This window comes from Streptomyces rubellus (assembly GCF_036323805.1).
GTDB lineage: Bacteria > Actinomycetota > Actinomycetes > Streptomycetales > Streptomycetaceae > Streptomyces.
On the sequence record NZ_JAZDCX010000030.1, the window covers coordinates 20793 to 45285 of the forward strand.

Annotated in this window: 22 protein-coding genes; 10 read left to right on the forward strand and 12 right to left on the reverse strand. The window is 73.1% G+C overall.

Going from position 1 to position 24493, the window contains the following annotated elements; all coding sequences use genetic code 11:
• Nucleotides 1–23 precede the first annotated feature (23 nt).
• Both V1L54_RS26415 and aroD read right to left on the reverse strand, forming a co-directional pair.
• Nucleotides 24–1136: an MBL fold metallo-hydrolase gene (locus V1L54_RS26415; protein WP_330120656.1), complete on the reverse strand. Its 1113-nt coding sequence runs from the start codon at nt 1134–1136 to the stop codon at nt 24–26.
• A gap of 472 nt (nt 1137–1608) precedes the next feature.
• A complete protein-coding gene (aroD, locus tag V1L54_RS26420) occupies nt 1609–2400 on the reverse strand; it encodes a type I 3-dehydroquinate dehydratase (RefSeq protein WP_330120657.1) in 792 nt (263 codons plus the stop codon).
• Nucleotides 2401–2592: 192 nt separating this feature from the next.
• Between aroD and V1L54_RS26425 the strand changes: the two genes are divergently transcribed.
• Nucleotides 2593–3441 carry a helix-turn-helix domain-containing protein gene (locus V1L54_RS26425; RefSeq protein ID WP_330120658.1) on the forward strand — a complete coding sequence of 283 codons (849 nt, stop codon included), beginning with the start codon at nt 2593–2595 and terminating at the stop codon, nt 3439–3441.
• The gene (locus V1L54_RS26430) at nt 3438–3659 is read left to right on the forward strand and encodes a DUF397 domain-containing protein (protein WP_330120659.1); all 222 of its coding nucleotides are present in this window, start codon (nt 3438–3440) and stop codon (nt 3657–3659) included. The genes V1L54_RS26425 and V1L54_RS26430 overlap by 4 nt, the downstream gene beginning before the upstream one ends.
• Before the next feature lie 61 nt (nt 3660–3720).
• Here the strand turns inward: V1L54_RS26430 and htpG are convergent, their stop codons facing one another.
• Entirely contained in the window at nt 3721–5670 is a 1950-nt protein-coding gene (htpG, locus tag V1L54_RS26435) for a molecular chaperone HtpG (RefSeq protein ID WP_330120660.1), read from the reverse strand.
• Nucleotides 5671–5935: 265 nt separating this feature from the next.
• The gene (locus V1L54_RS26440; RefSeq protein WP_330120661.1) at nt 5936–6619 is read right to left on the reverse strand and encodes a TetR/AcrR family transcriptional regulator C-terminal domain-containing protein; all 684 of its coding nucleotides are present in this window, start codon (nt 6617–6619) and stop codon (nt 5936–5938) included.
• A 140-nt stretch (nt 6620–6759) separates the two neighbouring features.
• On the opposite strand from V1L54_RS26440, the gene V1L54_RS26445 reads away from it, so the two are divergent.
• Nucleotides 6760–7500 (forward strand): NAD(P)-dependent oxidoreductase, encoded by a 741-nt coding sequence (locus V1L54_RS26445; RefSeq protein WP_330120662.1) that lies wholly within the window; start codon nt 6760–6762, stop codon nt 7498–7500.
• 168 nt (nt 7501–7668) lie between these two features.
• On the opposite strand, the gene V1L54_RS26450 is transcribed toward V1L54_RS26445, so the two are convergent.
• Nucleotides 7669–8508, reverse strand: a complete 840-nt coding sequence (locus V1L54_RS26450; RefSeq protein WP_330120663.1) for a helix-turn-helix transcriptional regulator — start codon at nt 8506–8508, stop codon at nt 7669–7671.
• A 104-nt stretch (nt 8509–8612) separates the two neighbouring features.
• Between V1L54_RS26450 and V1L54_RS26455 the strand changes: the two genes are divergently transcribed.
• Nucleotides 8613–9362, forward strand: coding sequence for an SDR family NAD(P)-dependent oxidoreductase (locus V1L54_RS26455; protein WP_330120664.1), 750 nt, complete (start codon nt 8613–8615; stop codon nt 9360–9362).
• Between the two features lie 91 nt (nt 9363–9453).
• A complete protein-coding gene (locus V1L54_RS26460; protein ID WP_443076801.1) occupies nt 9454–9576 on the forward strand; it encodes a DUF397 domain-containing protein in 123 nt (40 codons plus the stop codon).
• Between the two features lie 127 nt (nt 9577–9703).
• Here the strand turns inward: V1L54_RS26460 and V1L54_RS26465 are convergent, their stop codons facing one another.
• Both V1L54_RS26465 and V1L54_RS26470 read right to left on the reverse strand, forming a co-directional pair.
• Nucleotides 9704–10042, reverse strand: coding sequence for a hypothetical protein (locus V1L54_RS26465; RefSeq protein WP_330120665.1), 339 nt, complete (start codon nt 10040–10042; stop codon nt 9704–9706).
• A gap of 72 nt (nt 10043–10114) precedes the next feature.
• Nucleotides 10115–11209, reverse strand: a complete 1095-nt coding sequence (locus V1L54_RS26470; RefSeq protein ID WP_330120666.1) for a hypothetical protein — start codon at nt 11207–11209, stop codon at nt 10115–10117.
• A gap of 279 nt (nt 11210–11488) precedes the next feature.
• On the opposite strand from V1L54_RS26470, the gene V1L54_RS26475 reads away from it, so the two are divergent.
• From V1L54_RS26475 to V1L54_RS26485, 3 genes are all read left to right on the forward strand, one after another.
• Nucleotides 11489–11923 (forward strand): VOC family protein, encoded by a 435-nt coding sequence (locus tag V1L54_RS26475; protein WP_330120667.1) that lies wholly within the window; start codon nt 11489–11491, stop codon nt 11921–11923.
• A gap of 472 nt (nt 11924–12395) precedes the next feature.
• Nucleotides 12396–12596, forward strand: a complete 201-nt coding sequence (locus tag V1L54_RS26480) for a hypothetical protein (protein ID WP_330120668.1) — start codon at nt 12396–12398, stop codon at nt 12594–12596.
• Nucleotides 12596–13273 (forward strand): restriction endonuclease, encoded by a 678-nt coding sequence (locus V1L54_RS26485; protein WP_330120669.1) that lies wholly within the window; start codon nt 12596–12598, stop codon nt 13271–13273. The genes V1L54_RS26480 and V1L54_RS26485 overlap by 1 nt, the downstream gene beginning before the upstream one ends.
• 373 nt (nt 13274–13646) lie before the next feature.
• Here V1L54_RS26485 and V1L54_RS26490 read toward each other — a convergent pair whose 3' ends face one another.
• From V1L54_RS26490 to V1L54_RS26505, 4 genes are all read right to left on the reverse strand, one after another.
• Nucleotides 13647–15647: an SMI1/KNR4 family protein gene (locus V1L54_RS26490; protein WP_330120670.1), complete on the reverse strand. Its 2001-nt coding sequence runs from the start codon at nt 15645–15647 to the stop codon at nt 13647–13649.
• A gap of 91 nt (nt 15648–15738) precedes the next feature.
• On the reverse strand, nt 15739–17160 hold the full coding sequence (locus tag V1L54_RS26495) for a Gfo/Idh/MocA family protein (RefSeq protein ID WP_330120671.1): 1422 nt from the start codon (nt 17158–17160) through the stop codon (nt 15739–15741).
• Between the two features lie 80 nt (nt 17161–17240).
• Nucleotides 17241–18137, reverse strand: a complete 897-nt coding sequence (locus V1L54_RS26500) for a carbohydrate ABC transporter permease (protein WP_330120672.1) — start codon at nt 18135–18137, stop codon at nt 17241–17243.
• 19 nt (nt 18138–18156) lie between these two features.
• Nucleotides 18157–19122, reverse strand: a complete 966-nt coding sequence (locus tag V1L54_RS26505) for a carbohydrate ABC transporter permease (RefSeq protein ID WP_330120673.1) — start codon at nt 19120–19122, stop codon at nt 18157–18159.
• A gap of 382 nt (nt 19123–19504) precedes the next feature.
• On the opposite strand from V1L54_RS26505, the gene V1L54_RS26510 reads away from it, so the two are divergent.
• Nucleotides 19505–20833 (forward strand): ABC transporter substrate-binding protein, encoded by a 1329-nt coding sequence (locus V1L54_RS26510; protein ID WP_330120674.1) that lies wholly within the window; start codon nt 19505–19507, stop codon nt 20831–20833.
• A gap of 46 nt (nt 20834–20879) precedes the next feature.
• Nucleotides 20880–23006 carry a hypothetical protein gene (locus V1L54_RS26515; RefSeq protein WP_330120675.1) on the forward strand — a complete coding sequence of 709 codons (2127 nt, stop codon included), beginning with the start codon at nt 20880–20882 and terminating at the stop codon, nt 23004–23006.
• 409 nt (nt 23007–23415) lie between these two features.
• Here V1L54_RS26515 and V1L54_RS26520 read toward each other — a convergent pair whose 3' ends face one another.
• Nucleotides 23416–24486 carry a Kelch repeat-containing protein gene (locus V1L54_RS26520; protein WP_330120676.1) on the reverse strand — a complete coding sequence of 357 codons (1071 nt, stop codon included), beginning with the start codon at nt 24484–24486 and terminating at the stop codon, nt 23416–23418.
• Nucleotides 24487–24493 lie beyond the last annotated feature (7 nt).

Consider the following 24493-nt stretch of genomic DNA (forward strand, 5'->3'; position numbering starts at 1 on the left):
GCGGGCGCGGGCAGCTCACGCTGCTACACGCCCTCCACCGGCACCGGGGCCGCGGCACGCCACCACGGCTGGGCAGGGGTGCGCACGGCGGCGGGCTCGAAGGGCTCGCCCGGCCGGGGCAGTGCGACGGGGGCCCCGGCGTCCTGCCCGGCGGACAGGGTGCCCTCGCCCGGTTCGGACCACGGGTGCGGGGCGAGGTTGAAGGTGGCCCAGTGGATCGGCAGCATGACGCCGTGCGGCTGTCCGCCCTGGAGGTCGAGGTGGGCGCGCATGCCCTCCTCGGGCGTCATGTGGATGTCGGGCCAGAAGTCGCTGTAGGCGCCGACCTGGATCATCGTCGCGTCGAACGGGCCGTGGGCGGCACCGATGTCCTTGAAACCCTCGAAGTAGCCGGTGTCGCCGCTGTGGTAGATCCGGTGCTCCTCGCAGGCGACCACCCAGGACGCCCAGAGGGTGTGCTGGGGGTTGCGCAGGCCGCGGCCGCAGAAGTGGCGGGCCGGAGTGGCCGTCAGGGTGAGGCCGTCGACCTCGGTCCGCTCGTGCCAGTCCAGCTCGCGCAGCCGGCCGGCCGGCACCCCCCAGTGCTCGAGGTGGGCGCCGACGCCGAGGGGGACGGCGAACAGGGTGTCGGTGCCGGCCAGCGCCTTGATGGTGGGCATGTCGAGGTGGTCGTAGTGGTCGTGGGAGATGACGACGACGTCGACCGGGCCGAGCGCGGCCGGCGGAACGGGCACCGGGTGCAGCCGTTTGGGCCCGGCGAAGGAGAACGGGGAGCAGCGCTCGCTCCACACCGGGTCGAAGAGGACCCGGCGCCCGCCGATCTCCGCGAGGACGCTGGAGTGGCCCATCCAGGTCAGCCGCAGCCCGGTGGCGGGGGGCCGGGCGAGGTCGGCGAGCGTGTCCCCGTGGACCGGCACCACCGTGCCGGGAGTACGGCGCAGCCGCTGCTCCCTGTCGAAGTAGATCTTGGCGAAGTCCCGTATCGAGCCCGACGGGCGGATGCGCGACGGGCCGCCGGGGTTGGTGAAGGCGCCGTCCTCGAAGTGCGGCGACCTGCGGATGCGCGCCAGGCGTTCACCGCTGGGCGCTCTGCCGAGGGCGCGGAGCAGGGAGCGCGGGCCGGGAAGGGCGGACACGGTACCTCCGAAGCGGGTTCTGCGGGCTGACGGGTGCGCGGTGCCGGGAGACGCGGGCCGTGGGACAGGGCCCGGCCGGGCGGTGAGGGCTGTCGGCGCGGTGGGCACGGGGTCGGGTGGCGTCGTCCGGGTCCGGGCCGGCGTGTGGTCCCGGACGCCGGGCCGGCTGTCCTGCCCACCGGGGTGGGCTTGTCCCGGCGGAAGGCGCCCGGAGCGGGATGTCGGTGACGGGACCGAGGATACGCCGCATGCGTACGCCGGCGGGCCGGCGGTGCCCGGCAGTGCCGGCGAGGACACCGACAGAGCCCGCGGCGCGGGCCGTCCGACCGGCCTCGGGCACGCCGCCGCCGGTCGCGGCCACGCGCCCCGGCCGGGCGGCGGCCGACCCGGCGGTACCGCCCGCCGACGGCGGCGGGGCGTTCTCGGGGGCGGCACTCGGCACGTCCGGGCGCCCCGCCCGCGGAAACCGCCGTCAGTCCGCTCCGGCCCCACCCCGGTCCAGCAGTTCCAGCGCGCCGCGCAGCTCCGCCACGTCGATCTGCCCCGGCGCGGAGGCCGCGCCGACCGCGCCGAACGTCGCCGCCGATCCGAAGACCCGGCCCGACAGCCGGGAGACCAGCCCCAGCCCGCCCATCGCCATGGTGATCAGCGGCCGGTCGGCGTGCTCCTCGCGCATGGCGCGGGTGGCGTCCAGCAGGGTCAGCACGTCGGCGGCCGAGTGCGGCATCACCGCGATCTTGCAGATGTCGGCGCCCAGTTCCTGCATCTCGCGCAGCCGCGCGACGATCTCGTCCTTCGGCGGCGTCCCGTCGAAGTCGTGGTTCGAGGCGACCACGGGCACACCGTGCTCATGGGCGGTCCGCAGGACCCGCTCCACCACGGGGCGCGAGCGCCGGTACTCCACGTCCACCAGGTCCACGGCGGCCGAGCGGACGAGCGAGGCGTTGAGCTCGCCGTACGCCTCGTCGTCGAGCTCCGCCCGGCCGCCCTCGGCGCGGGTGCGGCAGGTGAACAGCAGCGGGATGCCCGCCAGCCGGTTCACCAGGGCGCGGGCGGTGGAGGTGACGGCGTTGGAGTCGGCGAGATCGGAGAAGAGGTCGACGCGCCACTCGGCGAGATCGGGCCGCGCCGCGACGACGGCCTCCGCCTGGGCGTACAGCTCCTCGGAGGTGCCGCCGGTGAGCGGCGCGATGACCTTCGGCGCGCCCTCCCCGATCGTCACTCCGCCCACGGTGACGGTCTTGATCGCCCTGCCGGTCGCCATGCCTCTCCCCTCTCGCTCGCTTCGCACGCGTTCTGCCGCGTCCGCCAACGTAACCGACCACCGCACCACCGCCCCGGCACACACGCCTGTGTACAGGCCGGCGGCGTTTTCCGTACGGGCCGCGGGCCGTGACCGGAGGCGGGCGGCGCGGTTGGTCCGGACGGACCAATCCCACTAGGGGGTGCGACGCGCGTGACGGACAAGCGTCTGCCGAGGCAGGGCGGCACGGACGGCAACGACGACCCGCCGGCGATCTGGGTCGGCTACGGGAAACTCCTCAAGCTCCACCGCAAGCGGGCGGGGCTGAACCAGGAGCAGTTGGCCGAGGCGATGGTGTACTCGCTCCACCAGATCGCCTCCGTCGAACAGGGACGGCGGCCCGCCAAGCTCCACTTCACCGAGACCGCCGAACGCGTCCTGGACGCGGGCGGCAACCTGCTGGCCCTCCAGGAGCAGGTGGATCTGGCCCGGCTGCCCGTCTTCTTCCGGGACTTCGCCGCTCTGGAGGCCGACGCCATCAGCTTCTTCTGGTACGGCGGCTACGTGGTGCCCGGGCTACCCCAGACGGAGGACTACGCGAGAGCGCTGCTCAGCGCCCACTTCCCGCCGTTGGGTGAGGAGGTCGTCGAGCAGCGCGTCGAAGCACGCATGGAACGTCAGTCATCGCTGTCCCGGAAGAATCCGCCACTGGTGGCCACCTTCGTGATCGAGGAAGTCGTTCTGCGCAGGCCGGTGGGCGGCTCAGCCGTGATGAAGGCACAGCTTCGCAAACTGCTGGAGCAGGCACAGCTCCCCAACGTCCAAGTGCAGGTCATGCCTACGTCCTTCGGAGCGCATTCGGGTCTCAACGGTTCGATGGTGCTGCTGGAGACCACCGAACACCGCAGGGTCGCCTATACCGAGTCCCAAGACATCAGTTCGACGGTCCACGAGGCCAGGAAGGTCGGCGATTTCTGGTTGCGCTATGGAATGTTGCGGTCGCAGGCCCTCAACCTTGAGGAGCCAGCCCGTCTCATCGAGTGCGCAGCGGGAGAACTATGAATGATCACCAAGCCACTGTCTGCCCCGCCGGTCTGTCATGGGTCAAGAGCAGTCACAGCGGCACCAGCGGCGGCGAGTGCGTCGAGGTAGCCACCGCCCCCGGCACCGTCCACATACGCGACTCCAAGAACATCCCAGGACCCGTGCTCCGCTTCCCCGACCGGCAGTGGGAAGCGTTCCTCTCGCACACCGCCGGACGCCCCGGCGCAGCGGACTGACCAGGGGCGGGCGGCCACGGGCCGCCCGCCCCTTTCCGCAGTGCTCCGGCGAACCCAGTGCCTACAGGGTGCGCTCCAGACGCTCGGCGAGGAGCCGGGTGAAGCGGGCCGGGTCGGCGGGACTGTCACCTTCCGCGAGCAGTGCCAGCCCGTGCACGATCTCGGCCATGTCCGGCAGCTCCGGGGCGGCGGCGTCGGCGGCGTGCGCCTTGCGCAGACCGGCGATCAGGGGGTGGCCGGGGTTGAGTTCGAGGATGCGCTTGCTCTCGGGCACCTCCTGCCCCATGGCGCGGAGCATGTTCCGCAGGGCGGGCGTCATGTCGTCGGCGTCCGAGACGACGCAGGCCGGCGAGGTGGTGAGGCGGGCGGACAGCCGTACCTCCTTCACCTCGTCGCCGAGCCGCTCGCCCAGCCAGGCCAGCAGGCCGGCGTACTCCTCCCGCTGCTGCTCGCGTTCCGCCTTGGCCTGCTCCTTCTCCTCCTCGGTGCCGAGCTCGGCCTCGCCCTTGGCGATGGAGAGCAGCTTCCTGCCCTGGAAGTCGGGCACGGTGTCGACCCACACCTCGTCGACCGGGTCGGTCAGGACGAGCACCTCAAGGCCCTTGTCGCGGAAGGCCTCCATGTGCGGCGAGTTCTCGACGGCGGCGCGGGAGGGGCCGGTCAGGTAGTAGATGTGCTCCTGCCCCTCCTTCATCCGCTCCACGTACTCCGCCAGGGTCGTCGTCTTCTCCGCGTCGTGGGTGGTGGCGAACGAGCAGGCGGCGAGGATCGCGTCCCGGTTGTCGAAGTCGTTGAGCAGTCCCTCCTTGAGGACCGCGCCGAACTCCCGCCAGAAGGCGGTGTACTTCTCGGGCTGCTTGGTCCGCATCTCCTTGACGGTGGACAGGACCTTCTTCGACAGCCGCCGCCGCATCATCTGGATGTGCCGGTCCTGCTGGAGGATCTCGCGGGAGATGTTGAGCGACAGGTCCTGGGCGTCGACGACGCCCTTGACGAAGCGCAGGTACGGCGGGACGAGTTCCTCGCACTCCTCCATGATCAGCACGCGCTTCACATAGAGCTGGAGACCGTGCCTGCCGCCCTGGGTGAAGAGGTCCTGCGGCGGCCGGGCGGGGAGGAAGAGCAGCGCCTGGTACTCGAAGGTGCCCTCCGCGTGGATGCGGATGGTCTCCAGCGGGTCGGTCCAGTCGTGGCTGATGTGCTTGTACAGCTCGTGGTACTCCTCGTCGGAGACCTCGCTGCGGGGCCGCGCCCACAGGGCCTGCCGGGAGTTGACCGTCTCCGGCTCCGGCTTCCCGTCCCCCTTCTCCCCTTCCTCACCGTCGGCCCCGGCCTCGGCCTCGGCCGTGATCAGCCTGATCGGCCAGGTGATGAAGTCCGAGTAGCGCTTGATGATCTCCTTGATCTTCCAGGGGGACGTGTAGTCGAAGAGCCGGTCCTCGTCGTCCGCCGGCTTGAGGTACAGGGTGACCGACGTGCCCTGCGGCGCGTCGTCCACCGTCTCGATGCCGTACGTGCCCTCGCCGGTGGACGTCCAGCGGGTGCCGGTGGCCTGACCGGCGCGGCGGGTCAGCAGCGTGACCTCGTCGGCCACCATGAAGGCGGAGTAGAAGCCGACGCCGAACTGCCCGATGAGGCCCTCCGTGGCGGCGGCCCCGTCGGGGGTGCCGTCCTTCTGCACCTCCTTGAACTTCTGGAGGAACTCCGCGGTGCCGGACTTGGCGATCGTCCCGATGAGCCCCACGACCTCGTCGCGCGACATCCCGATGCCGTTGTCCCGCACGGTCAGGGTGCGGGCGTCCTTGTCCGCCTCGATGTCGATGTGCAGGTCGGAGACGTCGGCGCCCAGCGAGTCGTCGCGCAGCGCCTCGATGCGCAGCTTGTCGAGCGCGTCGGAGGCGTTGGAGACGAGCTCCCGCAGGAACACGTCCTTGTTCGAGTACACCGAGTGGACCATCATCTGGAGGAGCTGGCGCGCCTCCACCTGGAACTCGAACGTCTCGGCTGTCATGGTCGGGCCTTCCCCCAGCGGTGTCTGTCGTCCGTCGCCGGAAGGCCCGGGCGCCGTCGGGCGGCGCGGGCCTTCCGGACATGCCTTTTCGCCGATGTTATGCCGTACGGGCGGACCGGTCCGCCCGGTCCACGGGGCCGGTACGGCCCCGGCACCCGTCGGCGCGCCCCGCATGGGCACCAGCCTCCCGGTGCGGTCCCCCCGCGTCTTGCTCCGGACCTGTGGGAAAGCGGCGCCGGCCACCGGCCCGCCCGGCGCGCGGCGGCTACCGCCAGGCCTCACGGCGCCGGTCGAGGCCGTCGAGGACCAGGTCCAGGCCGACGGCGAACTCGTCGGCGTAGGCGTAACCGGGCCGCAGCGCGTGCTGGAGGAACATCTCGGTCAGGTGCGGGAACTCGTCGCGGGGCATGCGTTCGAGCATCGCCGCGCCCAGCGTCTCCAGATCGTCGCCGGTGGACTCGAAGGGCAGGCCGAGTTCCTGGAGGGTGAACCCGTAGATGTAGCTGTCGAGCACCGAGAAGGCGTGGGCCGCGCCGGAGACCGAGAACCCTCCCGCGCGCAGGCTGCCGATCACCGCCTCGTGGTGCCGCAGCGTCTCCGGTCCGGGGTTGGCCCGTGAGTCCAGGAGCCCGACCGCCCACGGGTGGCGCTTGAGGGCCTCGCGCGCGGAGAACGCCCGCAGCCGCATCGCCGTGCGCCAGTCGCCGTCGGCCGCCGGGAGCTCGATCTCGCCGAAGACCGTGTCGACCATGCCGTCGAGGATGGCGTCCTTGTTGGCGACGTGGTGGTACAGCGACATGGCCTCCACACCGAGCCGTTCCGCCAGCCTGCGCATCGTCAGTGCCGCGACCCCGTCACGGTCGGCCAGCGCGACCGCGGTGCGCAGCACCGCCTCGCGGGTCAGCGGCTCGCGGCGTCGCGCCGGCTTCGCAGCCCCCTCCGGTGGCACGGAAGGCCTCCCCGTCGTTCCCTCGTTCGACCGTCCGGTCGTCCGGCACTGGCGCGGTCCACCTTACTCCGTAAGGCGTCCTTACGGCGTAAGGTAGGCTTACAACGTAAGGCAGCGGAAGGTCCAGGAGGGCGGGGACGATGGAGGCAGTACGGCCGGACGGGATCCGGCAGGTGGGAGCGGGGAAGAGGGTGTGCGTCGTCGGCGCCTCGGGCAAGCTCGGGCGCTACCTCGTGCAGCACGCGCTGGACCGGGGATACGAGGTCGTCGGAGTGTGCCGCGAGCAGAGCGTGGGGAAGCTGGCCGGCTTCGAGGGGCGCATCACCGTCGTACCGGGCCCCACGGACGACCGCGCCGTCATCGCCCGCGCGGTGGAGGGGTGCGACGCGGTGCTGACCGTACTGGCGCCCTGGGGGATGCACCACTACGCCTCCGGCACCGCGCAGGCCGTGCTGGACCACGCACGCCCGGAGGCGCGGCTGGTGTTCTCCTGCGGCTGGCACATCACCCGCGACGGCAAGGACGTCTACTCCCGCTGGTTCAGGGTGTCCGTGGCCGTCGTCAAGGTCCTGGCGAAGCTGGTCAGGATGGTCGACGTCGACGACCAGGTGGAGGCCTGCCGCCGGATCTTCGCCAGTGACACCCGCTGGACCGTGGTGCGCGGCAGCGACCTGGAGGAGGGCGAGAGCCAGGGACTGCCGGTGTGGAGTCGGCACGTCGGCGACCCCGTGCTCGCGAGCAACCGGACCCGGCGGGTCGACTTCGCGCTGTTCATGGTCGAGGCGATCGAGAACGAGGACCTCGTCCGGGAGGCCCCGGCCATCGTGGGCCGGCTCACCCCGTCGGCCCTCGCGCACACGGCCCCGGGGCGTGGGGCATGAGTGCCCCGACCGCCTCCGCACACCACCGGGCCGGTCCGCCCGGGTGCCGTACCGCCGCAGTGGCCGGCCCGGTTCACCGGCGGCGTGCAGCTCCTGCCGGCCGGGCTCGGCGTGCTGGGTCCCTCACGCCGCAGTCGCTGCTCTTCCCCGGCGACGCGGCCGCAACCGCTACCCGGTGAGGGTCTGGGTGCCGAGCACGGTGAGCAGTGCGAGGCGCTCGGCGTCCTCGGTGCCGGGCTCGGCCGTGTAGACCACGACGCGCAGGTCGCTGCCGGACACGGTGAGCACGTCGCAGTCCAGCGTCACGAGGCCCACCTGCGGATGGTCGACGGTCTTGCGGGCGGTCTCGTGGCGGCCGACCGCTCCGGAGTCCCACAGCTCGGCGAACCGGTCGCTGTGCGCGCGCAGTTCCGCGACCAGCCGCCGCAGCCCCTGGTCGGCCGGGTAGCGGCCGGCGGTCGCGCGCAGGTCGGCGACGAGCGCGGACTCGAAGGCACGCCGGGACTCCGGCGTGTGCCGGACCCGGCTGCCCGGGCCGAGGAAGTGCCGCCACACCCCGTTGCGCCGGCTCCCCCGCCATTCGGAGGGGTCGCCGTGCAGGGCGGCGTACGGGGGGTTGACCACCAGCAGCGTCCAGGCCGCGTCGTAGACCGCGACGGGCGTGTCGGCCAGCCGGTCCAGCAGCCGCTGGACGCTCGGGGTGAGGTGCGCGGGCACCGTCCGCAGGTCCGGCGGTGCCAGCCCGGCCAGCAGGAACAGGTGGTCACGTTCCGCTCCCGACAGCCGCAGGGCCCTGGCCAGGGCCTCGGCGACCTGCGCCGAGGGACGGGACGCGCGGCCCTGTTCGAGGCGGGTGACGTAGTCGACGGAGATCCCGGCCAGTTGGGCCAGCTCCTCGCGGCGCAGCCCGGGCGCGCGCCGGTGCCCGCCGGCCGGCAGCCCGGCGGCGTCCGGCGGGGTGCGGTCCCGCCAGCGGCGCACCGCCTGTCCGAACTCCGTCGCCGTCATGCCCCCCAGTGTGCCCCGCTCGCCGACGGACCTGCCTGGTACCGGTGTTCCCAGGAAGACGGGAAGCCTGGCCGACCGCGCCGCCGGGCCGCAGCCTGGCCCGTATGACGACAACCACGTCGAGAACGTCGAGAACGTCGAGAACGTCGAGAACACTGATCACCGGGGCCAACAAGGGGCTCGGTTTCGAGACCGCCCGCCGGCTGGCCGCCGCGGGCCACACCGTCTACATAGGCAGCCGGGACGCCGAACGCGGGCGCCGCGCGGCCGAGCAACTGGGCGTGCGGACGGTGCCGATCGACGTCACCGACGACGCGTCGGTCGCCGCCGCGGTGAAGACCATCGAGGCGGACGGCGGGCTGGACGTGCTGGTCAACAACGCCGGCATCGAGATATGGGCCCCGGACGGGGAGGAGCTCGGCCCCACGGAGACGACCGACGAGGTGATGCGGTCGGTGTTCGAGACCAACGTCTTCGGGCTGGTGCGCGTCACCCGCGCGTTCCTGCCGCTGCTGCGGCGCTCCGCCTCCCCGGTCGTGGTCAACGTCAGCAGCAGCCTGGGGTCGCTGACCGAGTCCACCGCCCCCGGCACACCGGAGCACGCCTACCAGGGCGTCGCCTATCCGGCGTCGAAGGCGGCGGTCAACATGATCACCGTGAAGTACGCGAAGGCGTTCCCCGGCATGCGGATCAACGCGGTGAACCCCGGCTACACCGCGACGGACCTGAACCAGCACAGGGGCACGCAGCCGGTCGAGGAGGGCGCCGAGATCATCGTCCGCATGGCGCAGCTCGGTCCCGACGGCCCGACCGGGGGCTACTTCGACGCCGCCGTGGGCACGCTGCCCTGGTAGTCCGGCACGGCCGTGACGTCCAGCCGGGCCCGCTGCCCGCCCCGGAGCCGGGACGGGTGCTTCGGGTCCGGCCCCGGGCGGGGCCGGGACGCTGTCGGGCGGGGGCGCTGTCCCCGTCCGGGACAGCAAGAACCCGGGCGGCCCGGCCCTGGTGTTCCCCGAGAGCACATGGGGTGCGTTCGTGGCGGGGATAAAAGGACGTACGCGTCCCTGACAGCCGGTCCGTCAGGAACGAAGCACGCGTCTCGGCCGGGGCAGGCGGGCTCGATTCCCGTCCCCGCCCCGGCCGTCGGCGTTCAGGCGCCCTGCCCCGGCGGGCCCGCCCGCGCACACGCCACCGCTCAGAGAACGGCCTTCCACAGGGCGACGACTCCGGCCACCACCGCGGCGACCGCGCTGACGCCCAGCACCAGGAACATCACCGCGACGACGGCGGTCGCGGCGTGGTACGCCCAGCCCCGCTCGGCACGGCGGTCCCCGCCACCGGCGTCCACGGCGGCGACGGCCAGGGCGGCGAGGTAGTGCAGCCGGTCCGGGAACGTCTCCCGGGACAGCTCCGGGGCGAGGGCCGCCACGACCTCACGGATACGCGGATCGTCGGCTTCGATGAGGTCGCGGGCGCGCAGCACGGCGTTCTCCGGGTTCTCCGGCTGCCGCGGGGCGGCGGGACGGTCGGGCATCGGCAGGTGTCACCTCGACGAGGTCGGTTCTGCCGGCAGGGACGAGCCGGGTGCCGCCGACGGTTCCGCCGCTCAGGACCGAGTGGCGGTCCCGCACCCCGCTTCGCCGGCCTCCCGCATACGCGCGTCCATCGAGGTGCTCCGGTCGTACGGGTCGACCGCGGGGCCGTCTCCCGTGTCCGTGGCCGCGCGGTCGGCGATGAACTCGGGGGTGAGGTAGCCGGTGAAGGTGTCGCAGCCGCTGTTGGTGGTGTCCATCTTGTAGGAGACCAGGGAGAACGTGCCCGGCTCGGTGATCACCTTCGCCGGGTCGTCCCAGCTCATCACCACCTCGCGGCGCACGATGGTGCGCGCGACCTCGTCGCTCCCGGCCTCGGCGCGCACGACGGGGTAGACGTACGTGACGTCGGTGGTCACCTCCACCGCGCCGCGTTCGCCCTCCCGGTAGGTGACCCGTCCCCGGGTCTTGACCACGTCCCCCACCAGCCGCACCTCGCCGGTGAAGCGGCTGAACAGCAGCAGCGGATCGTTCTCCCGGCTCGGCTCGCGGAATGCGGCCGCCAGATAGTCCCGGACATCCCGCTGGTGCGGATTGATCAGTGCGATCGCCCTGCCCGGCCGCTCCCCGCGCAGCACCCCGGTGTCCAGGCTGGAGGCGACGAGGAAGTCCCGGGTCCGCTCAAGCGCCTGCGCGACCTGCGCCTTGCTCATCCAGCCGGTCGCCCGCGGCACCGGCAGGTGGATCCCCTCCGCGCCGTCGTCCCAGCGCGCCGCGGGTGATCCCCGGAAGGGCTGGTCCACCGTGGGCAGCCGGGCCGCCACCTCCGTGGGCGGCGGCTGGTCCGGACGCGTCGACTCCGCCGCGAGCGGCGCGCTCCCGCCGCTCCCGCCTCCGAACAGTCCGGCCACCCACCCCGGGGCCAGTGCCACGACCACCAGAGCGAGCGCGACCACCAGACCGGCCAGGTACCGGCCCCGGCGCCGCCGGGGCCGGGCCGGCCGGTAGGTGCGCCATCCCTCCGGCGGGCCGGGCTCCTCCCGCAGCCGCCGCGCCACCATCCGGGCACGCGCCGACGGCTCCTCGGGAGCGTCGCGTCCCCCGGCCTCGGCCTCCCGCAGGAACCGCTCCAGTTCCTCGTCCGAGATGGATTCCCCACCCTTGTCCACGACGCGTTCCCCTCCCCTTTCCGCGCCCTCGGTCCTTGCGCCCGTGGCGTCACCGCACAGCTCAGTGGCACCGCCGGCAATCCCAAGCCCCAAGAACGTACAGCAGTTCGACCCCTGCCGCGGCAGAGCACCGGTTCGGGGCGGCGGGGTTCCGATGGCCCGTTTCCGGTCCCCGTGGGTCCCCCTGTACCCGCACGGCACAGCCACGGCCCGTCCTCCCACCATCCCGCGGATCTCCGCCGGAAGGTGAGCGGCAGAGCCCGCTGCTACGTTGATCCGATGGCATCGGTCAAACAGTTCCAGGTCACCTTCGACTGCGCGGAGCCTGAGCGCGTCGCCCGTTTCTGGTGCGAGGTGCTGGGGTACGTCGTACCACCGCCACCGGAGGGGTTCGCCGGTTGGGACGACTTCGACCGCTCGCTGCCGCCTGAGAACCAGGGGGCATGGTTCGCGTGCGTCGATCCCTCAGGTGTGGGCCCGCGGCTGTTCTTCCAGCGCGTTCCCGAGGGCAAGGCCGTCAAGAACCGAGTGCATCTCGACGTGCGGGTCGGCGCCGGACTCGTGGGTGAGGAGCGACTGGCCGTGCTCGAGGCCGAATGCGCACGGCTGGTCGCGCTCGGCGCGGCACGCGTGCAGCTGCTGCCCGCCGACGACGACAACGAGTCCTGCATCGCGATGCAGGACGTCGAGGGCAACGAGTTCTGTCTCGACTAGCGTCCCTCGGGGCGGCGAGACGGGGAGCCGTCCCCCTCATACCTCTCCGACCTCACCCCCCATGATGGTCCGCCGACTCCGCCGGCGGACCGTTCCGCGTTCTGCGGCGGGTGACAGGCAAGCCGGGCAGCGCGAAACGGCGCACTGGATTTTTTTCCGCCAATCACGGACGAAGCAGCGGCGGCTTTCACCTGAAGTATTCGCAGGTGAATTGAGAGAGCGTGTTCTCCTCACAACGACACCGCTGTTCCCTTTGCCCTCAGGTGACTCTCCCGTGAGCAAAGCCGGAGCTCACAGGGCGGGTCTTCCTCTCCACCCCGACAGGAACGCCCCCACAGAACCGATGGCCGATTCGCGAGGTCCACCTCCCGCACGGCCTGATCATCCGCCAGTTCCTGTCAGTGCCCGCTGTTAAACCGTTTTCAGGACAGGGGCCGTATCGGAACGGCCCCGAGGGAGGAAAGGGGACGCCATGCCGCCGGAGGGGTACCACGTCGTCCGCAGTCATCTCCGCCGCAATCCACGGCCCAGGGCCCGGGGGCTCAGTGGCTGGACGATCGCCGCCCTCGTCGGGATGGTCTGGTTGTGGGGGCAGCTCGTCGGCTTCGGCGAGGCCGAAACCGCCGAGCCGGAGCGTCCCGGCCCGTCCGTCTCCGTCCCGGCGGAGCGCTGATGGCCAGACGACAGCTCCGGGTACGCGCCCCTCGCGACACCGGTGAGCTCGTCGCGGCCGGGATCGTCACCGTGGCGGCGTTGACCTTTCTGGCGGAGGTGGCCACGGCCGTGCGGGACACGGCGGTCCGCGGGTGGCCGTACCTCGCCGCCGCGGCTGCCGGCGGTCTGGGCTACGGGCTGTGGCGCGCACTGCGCGCGGCGCGGGTCCGGCGCCTGCGGTCGCGCATGCTCGAGATCCTGCGGCTGCCGCTCGCCCGGATCGACGCCATGGAGGACCGGGGTTTCGAGGAGGCGCTGCGGGACCTGCTGGTCCGGGACGGCTGGTCGGCCCGGAGGGTCGGGCAGCAGGGTGATCAGGCGGCCGATGTCATCGGCCGGCATCCCCGATGGGGCCGGATCGTGCTGCAGGCCAAACACACCCGTGTCGGCGGCAGGGTCGGCTCCCCGGTGATGTACCAGGTCAAGGGAACCGCCGAACCGGTGCACGGAGCCGATGTCGCAGTGGTGGTCACCAACGGCGGGTTCACCCGGGACGCCCGGGTCTGGGGCGAGCGACACCGGGTCCACTGGGTCGACCGGGAGCGGCTGCGGGCCTGGGCCGAGGACGGGGTCCCCCTGCACGTGCTGCTGCGGCTGCCGTCCCGGGGCACGTTCCGTCGCGGGGTTGCCGCCTGACCGTACGGCCACTGCCGGCAGCCCGCACTCCCGCGGGAAGTGGACGGTTTACGCGAGGCCCCCTCCGGTGCAGACGGCTGCTGCCCGGTGGGGCAGCAGCCGCCGGGGTACCACAGAGCCGGACGATCGCGGAACTCGAACCGGCAGCCGGGCGACGGCGGGAGGGGACGGGGAGGGGCGACCGTTCCGGACACTCAAGTACGATTTGCGGCCAATGAAAGGGTGACAACACGTGGTACGGCAACGGCCGTAAATCGTACCGTCCGGAACGGTCGCCCCGGACCGGCCCCGACCCCACCCGACACCGCATCCGCGCCCGCACCCGCACTCCGTGCCCGTCTCCCCCGGGATCCGTACGGCACCGGCCCGTGCCCTATCCGTTCCCCGGCCCCTCGCCCCCTGCCCGCTCACCGTCCGCCCGCCCACCGCCCACCGGACCCGCGGCTCCCCGCCCCACCCGGATCACCAGGTACCCCTCACCGTCTCGCGGCGGTCGCGTCCAGGAGCGGGTGGTGAACGTGTGCAGCCGACCGTGCACGAGGGCGTGGCGCGGCAGGGTGACCCCGAACTCCCGGGCCACCGCCTCCAGCAGCAGCCGTTCCGTATCGGCGCCGTGCCCCGTACCGCCGCCCGCCGGGTCGCCGAAGAACCGGCCCGGGTCCAGCGCCCGCGGTATCTCCCCGTTCCGCAGGACCTCCCCGTCCGCGAACGTGAACGCGTACCGCTCGGCACCGTCCCGCGCCACCGAGAGGTGGAAGAACGATTCCCCCTGCCCTGTCCGCAGACCGCTCCACACCACCACAGCACGCCCTCCTTCGGAGGCGGCCGCGGCCGGGGAGACGAACCGCTGCCTGCCGAACGGGGCGGGGCTGCCGTCGAAGGCGAAGCTCCACCCGGCGCCGGCCCGGCCGACCGCCATGAGCGCCTTGTCGTCGTAGGACGAGAACTCGGTCCGGTCGCCCCGCAGCCTGGTGCGCGCCTCCCATGAGGTCATGGGCTCGTTCAGCGCCGCGTCGCTCCCGTCCGCGAGGCGCCCGGGCAACTCCTCCGGCTCCACCCCCTCCACCAGGACGAACCGGTACGAGGTGCGGTTGTTGCCCGGATCCGGTTCCGCGAGCCACGCCAGGCCGTCCGGGTCGAGCCCGGCCGTCGGCTCCGGCGCCCCGGCCGGTGTCCCGCCCGCCTGCCCGCCCCTGGGCGTGGACAGCAACTCGCGGCCCCGCTCCGGGGTCAGCAACGGACCGAGCAGGGGATCGGCCACCCAGCCCAGCGGCGCCAGATGGTCCGGCCCCAGCGGCTCCCACAGCGGCAGCGCGTCCCGCAGCGCCCGCCACGCCCCGTCGGCGTCCCCCCACCGCGCCAGCTCCCGGGCCCGCTCGACCGCCTCCCCGAACGGCCCGGCCGCGGTGTACCGGTACGTGCCGTCCCGCACCCGCTCCAGCGTCGCGTAGGCCAGGTCCACCAAATCGTCACCGGCGCCGCGCAGGTGGTACTTCAGCGTGGAGTCGTCCCGGTAGGAGTGCGCCACGTACTCGGCCACCAGCGGTGGCAGCAGCTCGGGCGCGTACCGCGGGTCCGCCACCAGGTCCTCGAAATACACCATGTAGGTCTGTCCGAGGAGACGGCGTATCTGGTCGCCCAGTCCGGCGGCCCGCGGTCTGCCGTACTTCCGGGCCTCGTCCAGCATCTCCCGGGCCCGCTCCCACCCGCCGCGCAGCGCCTCACACCGGGCCTCCGCCACGAGTGCGTCCAGCTCCCGCGTGGTGTCGTTGGCGAACGCCGGTTCCTCGTCACCGTCACCACGGCGTGCCCGCAGACTGTGGAACTCCCGGTACATGTCCCGCATGAACTCCAGGAAGTTGGCGTGCCGCTCGGGCGGCGCGGCACGCCAGCTCGCCCAGGTGTACACGGCCCACTCGCCGTCCTCGTCCACATCCTCGGGGTCCATCAGGACGTGGGTGATGTCGGACTTCACGTCGAGTTGCAGTCCGCGGCGCCAGAGGTCCGCCTCCCGCCGCTCCTCGGGCCCGGCGTCCTCGGCCAGGTACTCCTCGAACATGTCCGCGAGACCCGACTCGTTGCCGTGCCAGCGCACGCTCTCGGTCCCCGCCAGCAGCCACACGAACCCGCCCGCGTGCCGCCATCCGTCGCTGACCTTGAGGAACTCCCGGTACGACGGGGGCATCCGGCGGCCGAGGCGCTCTTCCACGGCCGCGATCCGCTCCTCGGACGCGGGCGGGAACCCCAGCCAGCGGACCCGCCGTGCGGCCTCGTCGTCCTCGCTCCGCGTCTCGTCCTCCGGCAGGGAATCCGCCCACTCCCCGCTCCATCCGAGCAGGAAGGACCGCCAGTCGAACGTCGTGGTGTCCGTCATGCGCCCGATGCTGCCAGCCGCCACCGACAGTGCCGCGCCGACTGCGACCGGCAGGGAGTCCTGTGCAGGGGGCGGGGCCGGGGCACGGCCTTCAGGTCCCGGCCCGGGAGCCGTCCACGGCCAGCAGGGCGGCCGCGTCGCCGAGGTCGAGATCGGCGACGCGTACCGCCTGCCCGGTGGCGAGGGAGCGGTTGGCGGCCAGACCCACGGCGACGGACCGCACGCCGTCCCGCCAGGACGCGGCGCGGCCCAGCGGATCACCGGGGGAACCGCCCTCCGCGCCGGGGGCGAACACGTCGCGCAGCAGGACGTCGTCGCCGCCGCCGTGGCCGCCCCCGGCCCGCGGGATCGCCACCTCGCGGGCGGGTTCGAAATGGCGCTGCACCACCAGCCGCTCCCCCACCGGACGTACGGCGTCGTCGGTGCCGCCGGTGACGAGGTCCGGGCGGGCGCTCGGGTCGATGACCACACGGCCGTCGGCGTCCACCCGCACCGAGCCGCGTTCGACGACGGTGAGCTCGGCGCGGCCCTCGGTGCCGTTGACCCCGACGGTGTAGCCCTCCCAGGGGGCGTGGGCGTTGAGGGAGTACGCCATGGAGGCGCCGGAGGCGTAGTCGACGACGAGGGAGAGATTGTCCTCGATGGTGATGCCGGGGTCGAAGACGTCCTGGTCGCGGCGGTAGCCGTCGTGGTGCTCCTGGTCCAGGTAGAGCTCCTTGTACAGCGGCTCGTGGCGCAGGTCGAGGCTGAAGGCGTCGCGCAGCGGGGAGTCGGTGGTGCCGCGCTCGGGGCGCGGCCCGAGGCCGCGGCCGGCGGCGGCCTCGGCGCCGTAGAAGCGCAGTCCGCCGCTGGCGAAGACGCGGGCGGGTAGGTCGCCGAGCCACCAGTTGACGAGGTCGAAGTGGTGGGTGGACTTGTGCACCAGCAGGCCGCCGGAGACGGCCTTGTCGCGGTGCCAGCGGCGGAAGTAGTCGGCGCCGTGGGCGGTGTCCAGCAACCACTCGAAGTGCACCGAGGTGACCCGGCCTATCGCGCCGGAGGCGATGACGCGCCTCAGTTCGGCGTTGCGCGGCGCGTAACGGTAGTTGAACGTGACGGTGACCTGCCGGCCGGTGCGTCCGGCGGCCTCGGCGATGCGGCGGATCCCCTCCTCGGTGGTGGTCAGCGGCTTCTCGACGATCACGTCGGCGCCGGCGTCCAGGGCGGCCGTCACGAGGTCGGCGTGGGTGGCGTCGGGGGTGGTGACGATGACGCGGTCGATGCGGTGGCGGCGCACCGCGTCGGCCGTCCCGCCTGGGGCGAAACGGACGGGCACCTCGGCCCCGGCCGCGCGCAGGCGGCGCTCGTACACGTCGAGCCGGCCGGGGTTGGTGTCGCTCCAGGCGACGAGGCGGGCGCGGGAGGCGTGCGGTCCGGTGACGGCGTCGAGGTACATCCGGGCGCGGGAGCCGGCCCCGACGAGGGCGTAGCGCGGCGGGGAGGGCGGGGACGACGGGGAGGCGGAAGCGGGCACCTTGGTTCCTTCCGGTTCCTGCGTGCGGGTGACGGGTGCGGGGGTGGCGGGGTGCACGGGTACGCGGGCGCGGGGCCGGGTCACTTGATGCCCGTGGTCGCGATGCCCCGCAGCAGCCAGCGCTGGCCGACGAGGAACATCAGGAAGAGCGGCAGGAGCGAGACCACGGACATGGCGAACATGCCGCCGTAGTTGGAGACCGACTGCGCGTCGAGGAAGGTCCGCAGGGCCAGCGGGGCGGTCCAGTTCTCCTCCCGGGTCAGGTAGATGAGCTGGCCGAAGAAGTCGTTCCAGGTGCCGATGAAGGTGAAGATCGCGGTGGTCGCCAGGGCGGGCACCATCAGCGGCAGGATCACCTGCAGGAAGATCCGCGGGTGGCCCGCGCCGTCGATGCGGGCCGCCTCGTCCAGTTCGCGCGGCAGGGAGCGGATGAACTGGACCATGAGGAAGACGAAGAACGCGTCCGTGGCGAGGAACTTCGGCAGGACCAGCGGCAGGAACGTGTTGAGCATGTGGAGCTCGGAGAAGAGCACGTACTGCGGGACGATCAGGACGTGGATGGGCAGCATGATCGTGCCCAGCATGATCGCGAAGAGTGTCCGGCGGCCGCGGAACCGCAGCCGGGCGAAGGCGTAGGCGGCCAGCGAGCAGGAGAACAGGTTGCCGACGATCGTGCCGAACACCAGCAGCGCCGAGTTCCACAGGTAGGCGCTGAAGGGCGAGCCGAGGGCCGTCCAGCCGTTGCCGTAGTTCTCCAGTGTGAGGCCCTGAAGGCTCAGCGCCGGATCGCGGAAGATCGTCTCGCCCGGCCGGAAGGAGCTGACGACCAGCCAGATGAGCGGATAGATCATCGTCAGCGCGAGACCGGTGAGCAGGACGTGCTTGAGCAGGCCGAGCAGGCGCCGGCGGCCGGTGCGCCGCCGGGCCGGGGACGGGGGCGAGGCGGGTGCGGGGCGCTCGGCGACTGCGGCCGACACCGGCTGAATGGATTCAGTCTCAGTCGTCATAGAACACCCAGAATTTCGAGGCCCAGAAGTTCACGGCGGTGAAGGCGGCGACGAGGATCAGGAGCGCCCAGGCCATCGCGGAGGCGTAGCCCATCTGGAACTGTCCGAATCCCGCCTTGTAGATGTACAGGGTGGTGAAGAGGGTCGAATCGCTCGGCCCGCCCGTTCCCCCGGAGACGATGAAAGCCTGGGTGAAGGACTGGAAGGCGAAGATGGTCTGGAGCACCAGGTTGAAGAAGATGATCGGGCTCAGCAGCGGCAGGGTGACCGACCGGAAGCGGCGCGGGACGGAGGCCCCGTCCACCTCCGCGGCCTCGTAGTACATGCGCGGGATCTGCCGCAGCCCGGCGAGGAAGATCACCATGGGCGAGCCGAACGTCCAGATGTGCAGCAGGACGATGGTGCCCAGCGCGGTGGAGGGGTTGGATATCCACCCCGGCCCCTCGACGCCGAACAGCCCGAGGAACTGGTTCACCAGGCCCTCGCTGCCGAACACCTGGCGCCACAGGATCGCGACCGCGACCGATCCGCCCAGCAGCGAGGGCAGGTAGAGGACCGAGCGGTAGAACGACAGGCCGCGCAGCCCCCGGTCCAGCAGCAGGGCCAGGCCCAGGGCCAGGGCGAGTTGCAGCGGCACGGAGAACACCACGTACAGGAGCGTCACCTTCAGCGACGCCCAGAACCGGCTGTCCTCCCACATCCTGGTGTAGTTCCCCAGACCCGCGAACTCGGGCGGCTGGAGCAGGTTGTAGTCCGTGAAGGACAGGTACAGCGAGGCGAGCACCGGCCCGATGGTGATGAACACGATGCCGAGCAGCCAGGGGAACAGGAAGACGTACGCGACGCGGTTGTCCTTGTTCTCCGCTCTCCCCGGGCCCGGGGAGAGCCCCGCCGTCCTGCGCGGTCCGGACCGTCTGGACCTGGCGAGCGCGCGGAGCTCACCGATGCCGCTCATGCGCAGCCCCCTCCGTCGGCCTGTGGGACCAGGCGTCTTTCCCCGGGAAAGCGATTTATGGGCGCCGAGTATGGCACGCGTCACCGGTGGGTCAACCCCTGTGAGTTCCGGCGCGAGTTCTTCTCCGAGTTCCGCTGCGGAGGGCCGGCGTACCGGCCGGTCCGCCCCGGCGGGCTTCCGGCGGGAACGTCCCGGGGCGTTGACACGATGTGGCGCTCCCGTTAACTTCCCCGGGAAATCGATTTCCCGGACCGGGTGCGGCCGCCACCGCATTGAGACGATTCAACACGATGCAGCCACTCCGTCGGAGTGCGTGCTGCCGAGTCACCCCGAACGCGCCACGAGAGGCCCACGAGAGGCCCACGAGAGACGAGGTGCAGCGATGCGGACCACCCGGAACATCTCAAGGAGCCGGCGCGGGCTCCGGACCGCCGCGGCGGCCGGGGCGGCGCTCGCCGCACTGGCCACGCTCGGCGGCTGCGGCGACTCGGCGACGGACGGCGGCGGCGGCTCGGACGGCAGGGCGACCATCCGGTTCGCCTGGTGGGGCGACAGCGAGCGCGCGGCGACCACCAGGAGCGTGCTGGCCGACTTCGAGAAGGCCAACCCCGGCATCACCGTCGAGACCGAGACCAGCGACATCGACGCCTACTTCGACAAGCTCGCCACGGGGACCGCCGCCGGCGACGCCCCCGACGTGATGACGCTCGGCGGTGCCTACCCCCGCGAGTACAGCGACCGGGGCGCACTGCTCGACCTGGGACAGGTCTCCGACGAGCTGGAGCTGTCGGAGTTCCCCGAGTCCACCCTCGCGGCGGCGAAGTTCGACGGCACCCTCTACGGGGTGCCCACCGGCGGCAACGCCATCGGGATGTTCGTCAACCCGGAGGTCCTCGAGGCCGCCGGGGTGGAGCTGCCCGACACCGACACCTGGACCTGGGAGCAGTTCACCGAGCTCGCCGCCGAGGTGACGGCGGGCAGCCCGCGGGGCACCTACGGCTTCGAGCCGCGGGTCAACGACACCCTCGGGGTCTACTCGGGCCAGCGCGGCACGCCCATCTTCGACGAACAGGGCGAACTCGGCGTGTCCGCCGCCACGGTCGAGGACTACTTCGCCATGGAGCGGAAGCTGCTGGCGAACAAGGGCATGCCGCCCGCCGAGCTGGTCACCGAGCGCGCCGCGGTCCCGCCGGAGCAGACGCTCATGGGCCAGGGCAAGGCGGCCATGACGATCACCTACTCGAACCTGCTGGGCGTCTACGCGAAGGCGTCGGGAGCCGACCTGCGGATCGTCAACCTCCCCGGCGAGAAGCAGTACGAGCAGCCGGGGACGACCGTCCTGCCCTCCCAGTACTACGCGATCTCCAAGCAGTCCGAGCACCCCGAGGCCGCCGCCAGGCTGGTCGACTACCTGGTCAACTCGCCCGAGGCGGGCAAGAAGATCCTCGACAACCGCGGGCTGCCGTTCAACAGCGAGGTGCGGGAGGCCGTCTCCCCGCTCCTGGACGAGGCCGGCCGGGCCAACGCCGGCTACATCGAGCAGGTCGCCGGCAACGGCGCGCCCGCCGCCCCGGTGCCCCCGGCCGGCGGTTCGTCGCTGAACGACGTCACCACCCGGCTCGACTCCGAGGTCCTCTTCGGCCGGAAGTCCCCGGCCGAGGCGGCGAAGGAGTGGGTGGCGGAGATGAAGCAGGCGCTGGACTCGGTGTGACGGGCCCCGGCATGACGGGTCCCCGGGCGACGGCGGCGGGCCGGGCATGACGGTCGACCGCGCGGCCGTGGTCGCGCGCCACCGCGTCGTGGCCGGCGGGATCCTCGGGCAGTGCCCGCTGGCCGTGGGCAACGGCGAGTTCGCGTTCACCGTCGACGTGACCGGCCTGCAGTCGCTGCCGGACCACTACCCCCTGCCCGACCGGTACGGGCAGGGGGCGGGGACCCTGCTGGCGACGATGGCGCAGTGGGGCTGGCACTGCCTCCCCCCGCGCGGGGAGGAGGGCCGCGGGCTCGCCTCGACGATGCGCCGGTACGACACGGCGCACGGCCCGGCCGACTTCGTCGACCTGGGCGGGACGCTGTCGGCCACCGCGCAGGACGGCCTGACCCCGGCCGAGGAGTGGCTGCGGGCCAACCCGCACCGGCTGGACCTCGCCCGGATCGGCCTGTGGACGGCGGACGCGGCGGACGCCGCCGGCCCGGGGAGCACGGTGCGGGCCGCGGACCTGAGCGGTGTCCGCCAGGAGCTCGACCCGGCCCGGGGCGTGATCACCAGCCGGTTCCGGCTGCGCGGCCGGGGCTTCACCGTCCGGACGGCCGTGCACCCGCGGCGCGACGCCGTCGGGGTGGAGATCACCGCCGAGGAGGGGGCGGCGGTCGGTCTGACGCTGGCGTTCCCCTACGGCTCGGGGGCGTGGGGGAACGCCGCCGACTGGTCGCGCCCCGATGCGCACCGCACCCGGCTGTGCCGCGAGCGCGGCGGCCGGCACGTCGAGCGCACGCTCGACGGCACCCGCTACACCGTCCGCGTCCACGGCCCGGGGCTCACCGTCGAGGACGGCGACGGCGGTGACGGCGGCGACGGCACCGGTGGTCCCCACCGGATCACCGTCCGCGGGAGCGGCAGCCGCCTGGTCTGCGCCGTGGAGTTCGCCCCGGGCGGCACACCTGACGGACCGGACCTCACCGGCGAGGAGGTCCTCGCCGCCGCCGCGTCGGGCTGGGCGTCGTTCTGGTCCTCCGGTGCCGCCGTGGACCTGTCGGGCAGTACGGACCCGCGCGCCGCCGAGCTGGAGCGCCGGATCGTGCTCTCGCAGTACCTCACCCGGATCCACTGCGCCGGGTCGCTGCCCCCGGCCGAGACCGGGCTGACCGCCAACTCCTGGCGCGGCAAGTTCCACCTGGAGATGCACTGGTGGCACGCGGCCCACTTCCCCGCCTGGGGACGGCCGGAACTGCTGGAGCGCTCCCTCGCCTGGTACGACACCGTCCGGCCGCGCGCCCGCGCCACCGCCGCCCGGCAGCACCTGCCCGGGGCGCGCTGGCCCAAGCAGACGGGCCCGTCCGGCGAGGAGACGCCCAGCGACATCGGCCCCTTCCTGCTGTGGCAGCAGCCGCACCCGGTCCATCTGGCCGAACTCGTCCGCCGGGCCCGCCCCGGGGACCGGGAGACCCTCGAGCGGTGGGCCCCGCTGGTGCTGGACACCGCCGCCTTCATGGCCGCGCTGCCCGAGCGGACCCCGCGCGGCTTCGAACTCGCCCCGCCGCTGGTCCCGGCGCAGGAGTCCTACGCCGCCGACCGCCGCCGGCTGCGCAACCCCACCTTCGAACTCGCCTACTGGGCCTGGGCGCTGGGCGTGGCGAACGACTGGCGGGTCCGGCTGGGGCTGCGCGGGTGCGAGAGGTGGCGGCGGGTCGCGGAGGGCCTGGTCCCGCTCCGGGTGCGCGACGGCGTGTACGCGGCGATCGGCGTACCGCCGTACACGCTGCGCACCGACCACCCCAGCATGCTCGGCGCGCTGGGGGTGGTCCCGGCGACGCCGCTGGTGGACCCGGCGGTGATGGAGCGCACCTTGGAGTCGGTGCTCGCCGACTGGGACTGGGACAGCGCCTGGGGCTGGGACTTCCCCATGGCGGCCATGACCGCCACCCGGCTGGGCCGCCCGGACCTGGCGGTGCGGGCACTGCTGCTGGACGTGCCGAAGAACCGCCATCTGCCCAACGGCCACAACCGGCAGGACGACTCGCTGCCGCTGTACCTGCCCGGCAACGGGGGCCTGCTGGCGGCGGTCGCGCTCATGGCCGGCGGCTGGGACGGCGCGGCGCGTACCGCGCCGGGGTTCGGGCCCGGCTGGTCGGTGCGGCACGAGGGGTTCGTACCGCTGCCCTAGCACGTCGGCCGGGGGAACCGATTGCCGGAAGCCGCGTACAGCCGCTCCCGTCCGTGCTCTCGGCCGGCGCGGCATCAGGCTCGGCACCGGGGGTGCCGTCCGCGGGGCCGTGAACGGACGGGGCAGGCCCCGGTCGAGGGGGCCCTGGGTGGACGAGGGCCTTCCGGCCCGGTGCGGATCACGGCGTCCGCGCCGGTGCCCGGCGGAAAGGCCCTCGTGCCCCGGCGTGGCGCACCCCCGGCCGCGACCGGACGGCTGCGGCCGGGCAACTGCGCGGCCGGGGAAGGCCCGCTTCCCGAACGTGCCGCGGAACGGTTCCCGGGTCCCGCCGGCGGTCGGCCGCTCCGGCCGTCCGCACCCGCCCGCGGCACCGCCGGACACCGGCCCGGGGCGCCGCGGGCGGAGGCGGTTACCAGCCCGGACCCCCCGGACGGTAGGCGTCGTGGACGTCCACCGGGGCGGCGCCCGGCGCGGTGCCGCCGCCGGGGATGTGGACCGTGCCGCGCACGGCGACGGCAGCGGTGCCGTGGCGCGGCACCGGCATCGGGTCGAGCCGCCGCCAGCGGTCGCGGACGGTGTCGTACGCCTCGACCTCCGGGAAGACGGTGTGCACGCCGTCCACCACGTTGCCCTCGCCGCCGAAGGTGTGGATCCAGCGGCCCACGGCCGCGGCGGCGAGGCCGCCGCGGGCGGTCGGCATCGGGGTCCGTTCGGACCAGCGGCGCCGGTGGCGCAGGTCGAGCGCGTAGACGGTGTCCCGTACGTTCAGCTGCCCCCGGTCCCGGCCGCCGACCACGTGGAACACCGTGCCGACGACGGCCCCGCCGACGTGGTCGCGCGGCTGCGGCAGGTCCGGCAGCGCCTCCCAGCGGCCGGTGGCGGTGTCGTAGGAGGACACCTCGCCCACCGTGTCCTGGAGGCCGCCGGGACCCGTCGGTTCCAGGACGCGCATGCCGCCCGCGAGGTGGATCCGGCTCCCGCACACCCCCATCGCGGCGCTGCCTCGCTCGGTGCCCGCGGGCATCGGCGGCAGCCGCTCCCAGCGGCCCGAGCGCGGGTCGAGGACGAAGCAGTCGCGCAGGGCCTGCCACGAGGCGCCGCCGGACAGCCCGCCCAGGACGTGGAGCCGGCCGTCCACCACCGCCGCGTTGGGGTGGTTCATCGCGACGGGCAGCGGGGCCGCCTGCGACCAGGTGCCGCGCCGGGTGTCGTAGACGTCCACCCGGTCGGTGGTGGTGAAGCCGCCGGCCAGGTCGGGGACGATGCCGCCGATGACGTAGACCTTGTCGCCGACCGCGGCGACGCCGTGCTCCTGCCGGGGTCCGCTCCCGATCGGCGCCAGGGTCCGCCAGCCGCGGCGGCGGGGCGGCGTGAGCGCCGTGCCGGGCGGCGCGGTGTGCGCGTGCGCGTGTGTGCGCGCGGGCAGGGTCAGGGCCGTGGCCAGGGCGGCGCCGGAGAGCAGTGCCGTCCGTCGTTTCATGAGGGTG

Bases quoted from the DNA above. Each gene is read 5' to 3' on its own strand.
- aroD (WP_330120657.1), bottom strand. From the start codon at position 2,400: ATGGCGACCGGCAGGGCGATCAAGACCGTCACCGTGGGCGGAGTGACG.
- V1L54_RS26430 (WP_330120659.1), top strand. From the start codon at position 3,438: ATGAATGATCACCAAGCCACTGTCTGCCCCGCCGGTCTGTCATGGGTC.
- htpG (WP_330120660.1), bottom strand. From the start codon at position 5,670: ATGACAGCCGAGACGTTCGAGTTCCAGGTGGAGGCGCGCCAGCTCCTC.
- V1L54_RS26445 (WP_330120662.1), top strand. From the start codon at position 6,760: ATGGAGGCAGTACGGCCGGACGGGATCCGGCAGGTGGGAGCGGGGAAG.
- V1L54_RS26450 (WP_330120663.1), bottom strand. From the start codon at position 8,508: ATGACGGCGACGGAGTTCGGACAGGCGGTGCGCCGCTGGCGGGACCGC.
- V1L54_RS26455 (WP_330120664.1), top strand. From the start codon at position 8,613: ATGACGACAACCACGTCGAGAACGTCGAGAACGTCGAGAACGTCGAGA.
- V1L54_RS26465 (WP_330120665.1), bottom strand. From the start codon at position 10,042: ATGCCCGACCGTCCCGCCGCCCCGCGGCAGCCGGAGAACCCGGAGAAC.
- V1L54_RS26475 (WP_330120667.1), top strand. From the start codon at position 11,489: ATGGCATCGGTCAAACAGTTCCAGGTCACCTTCGACTGCGCGGAGCCT.
- V1L54_RS26480 (WP_330120668.1), top strand. From the start codon at position 12,396: ATGCCGCCGGAGGGGTACCACGTCGTCCGCAGTCATCTCCGCCGCAAT.
- V1L54_RS26485 (WP_330120669.1), top strand. From the start codon at position 12,596: ATGGCCAGACGACAGCTCCGGGTACGCGCCCCTCGCGACACCGGTGAG.
- V1L54_RS26490 (WP_330120670.1), bottom strand. From the start codon at position 15,647: ATGACGGACACCACGACGTTCGACTGGCGGTCCTTCCTGCTCGGATGG.
- V1L54_RS26505 (WP_330120673.1), bottom strand. From the start codon at position 19,122: ATGAGCGGCATCGGTGAGCTCCGCGCGCTCGCCAGGTCCAGACGGTCC.
- V1L54_RS26510 (WP_330120674.1), top strand. From the start codon at position 19,505: ATGCGGACCACCCGGAACATCTCAAGGAGCCGGCGCGGGCTCCGGACC.
- V1L54_RS26515 (WP_330120675.1), top strand. From the start codon at position 20,880: ATGACGGTCGACCGCGCGGCCGTGGTCGCGCGCCACCGCGTCGTGGCC.
- V1L54_RS26520 (WP_330120676.1), bottom strand. From the start codon at position 24,486: ATGAAACGACGGACGGCACTGCTCTCCGGCGCCGCCCTGGCCACGGCC.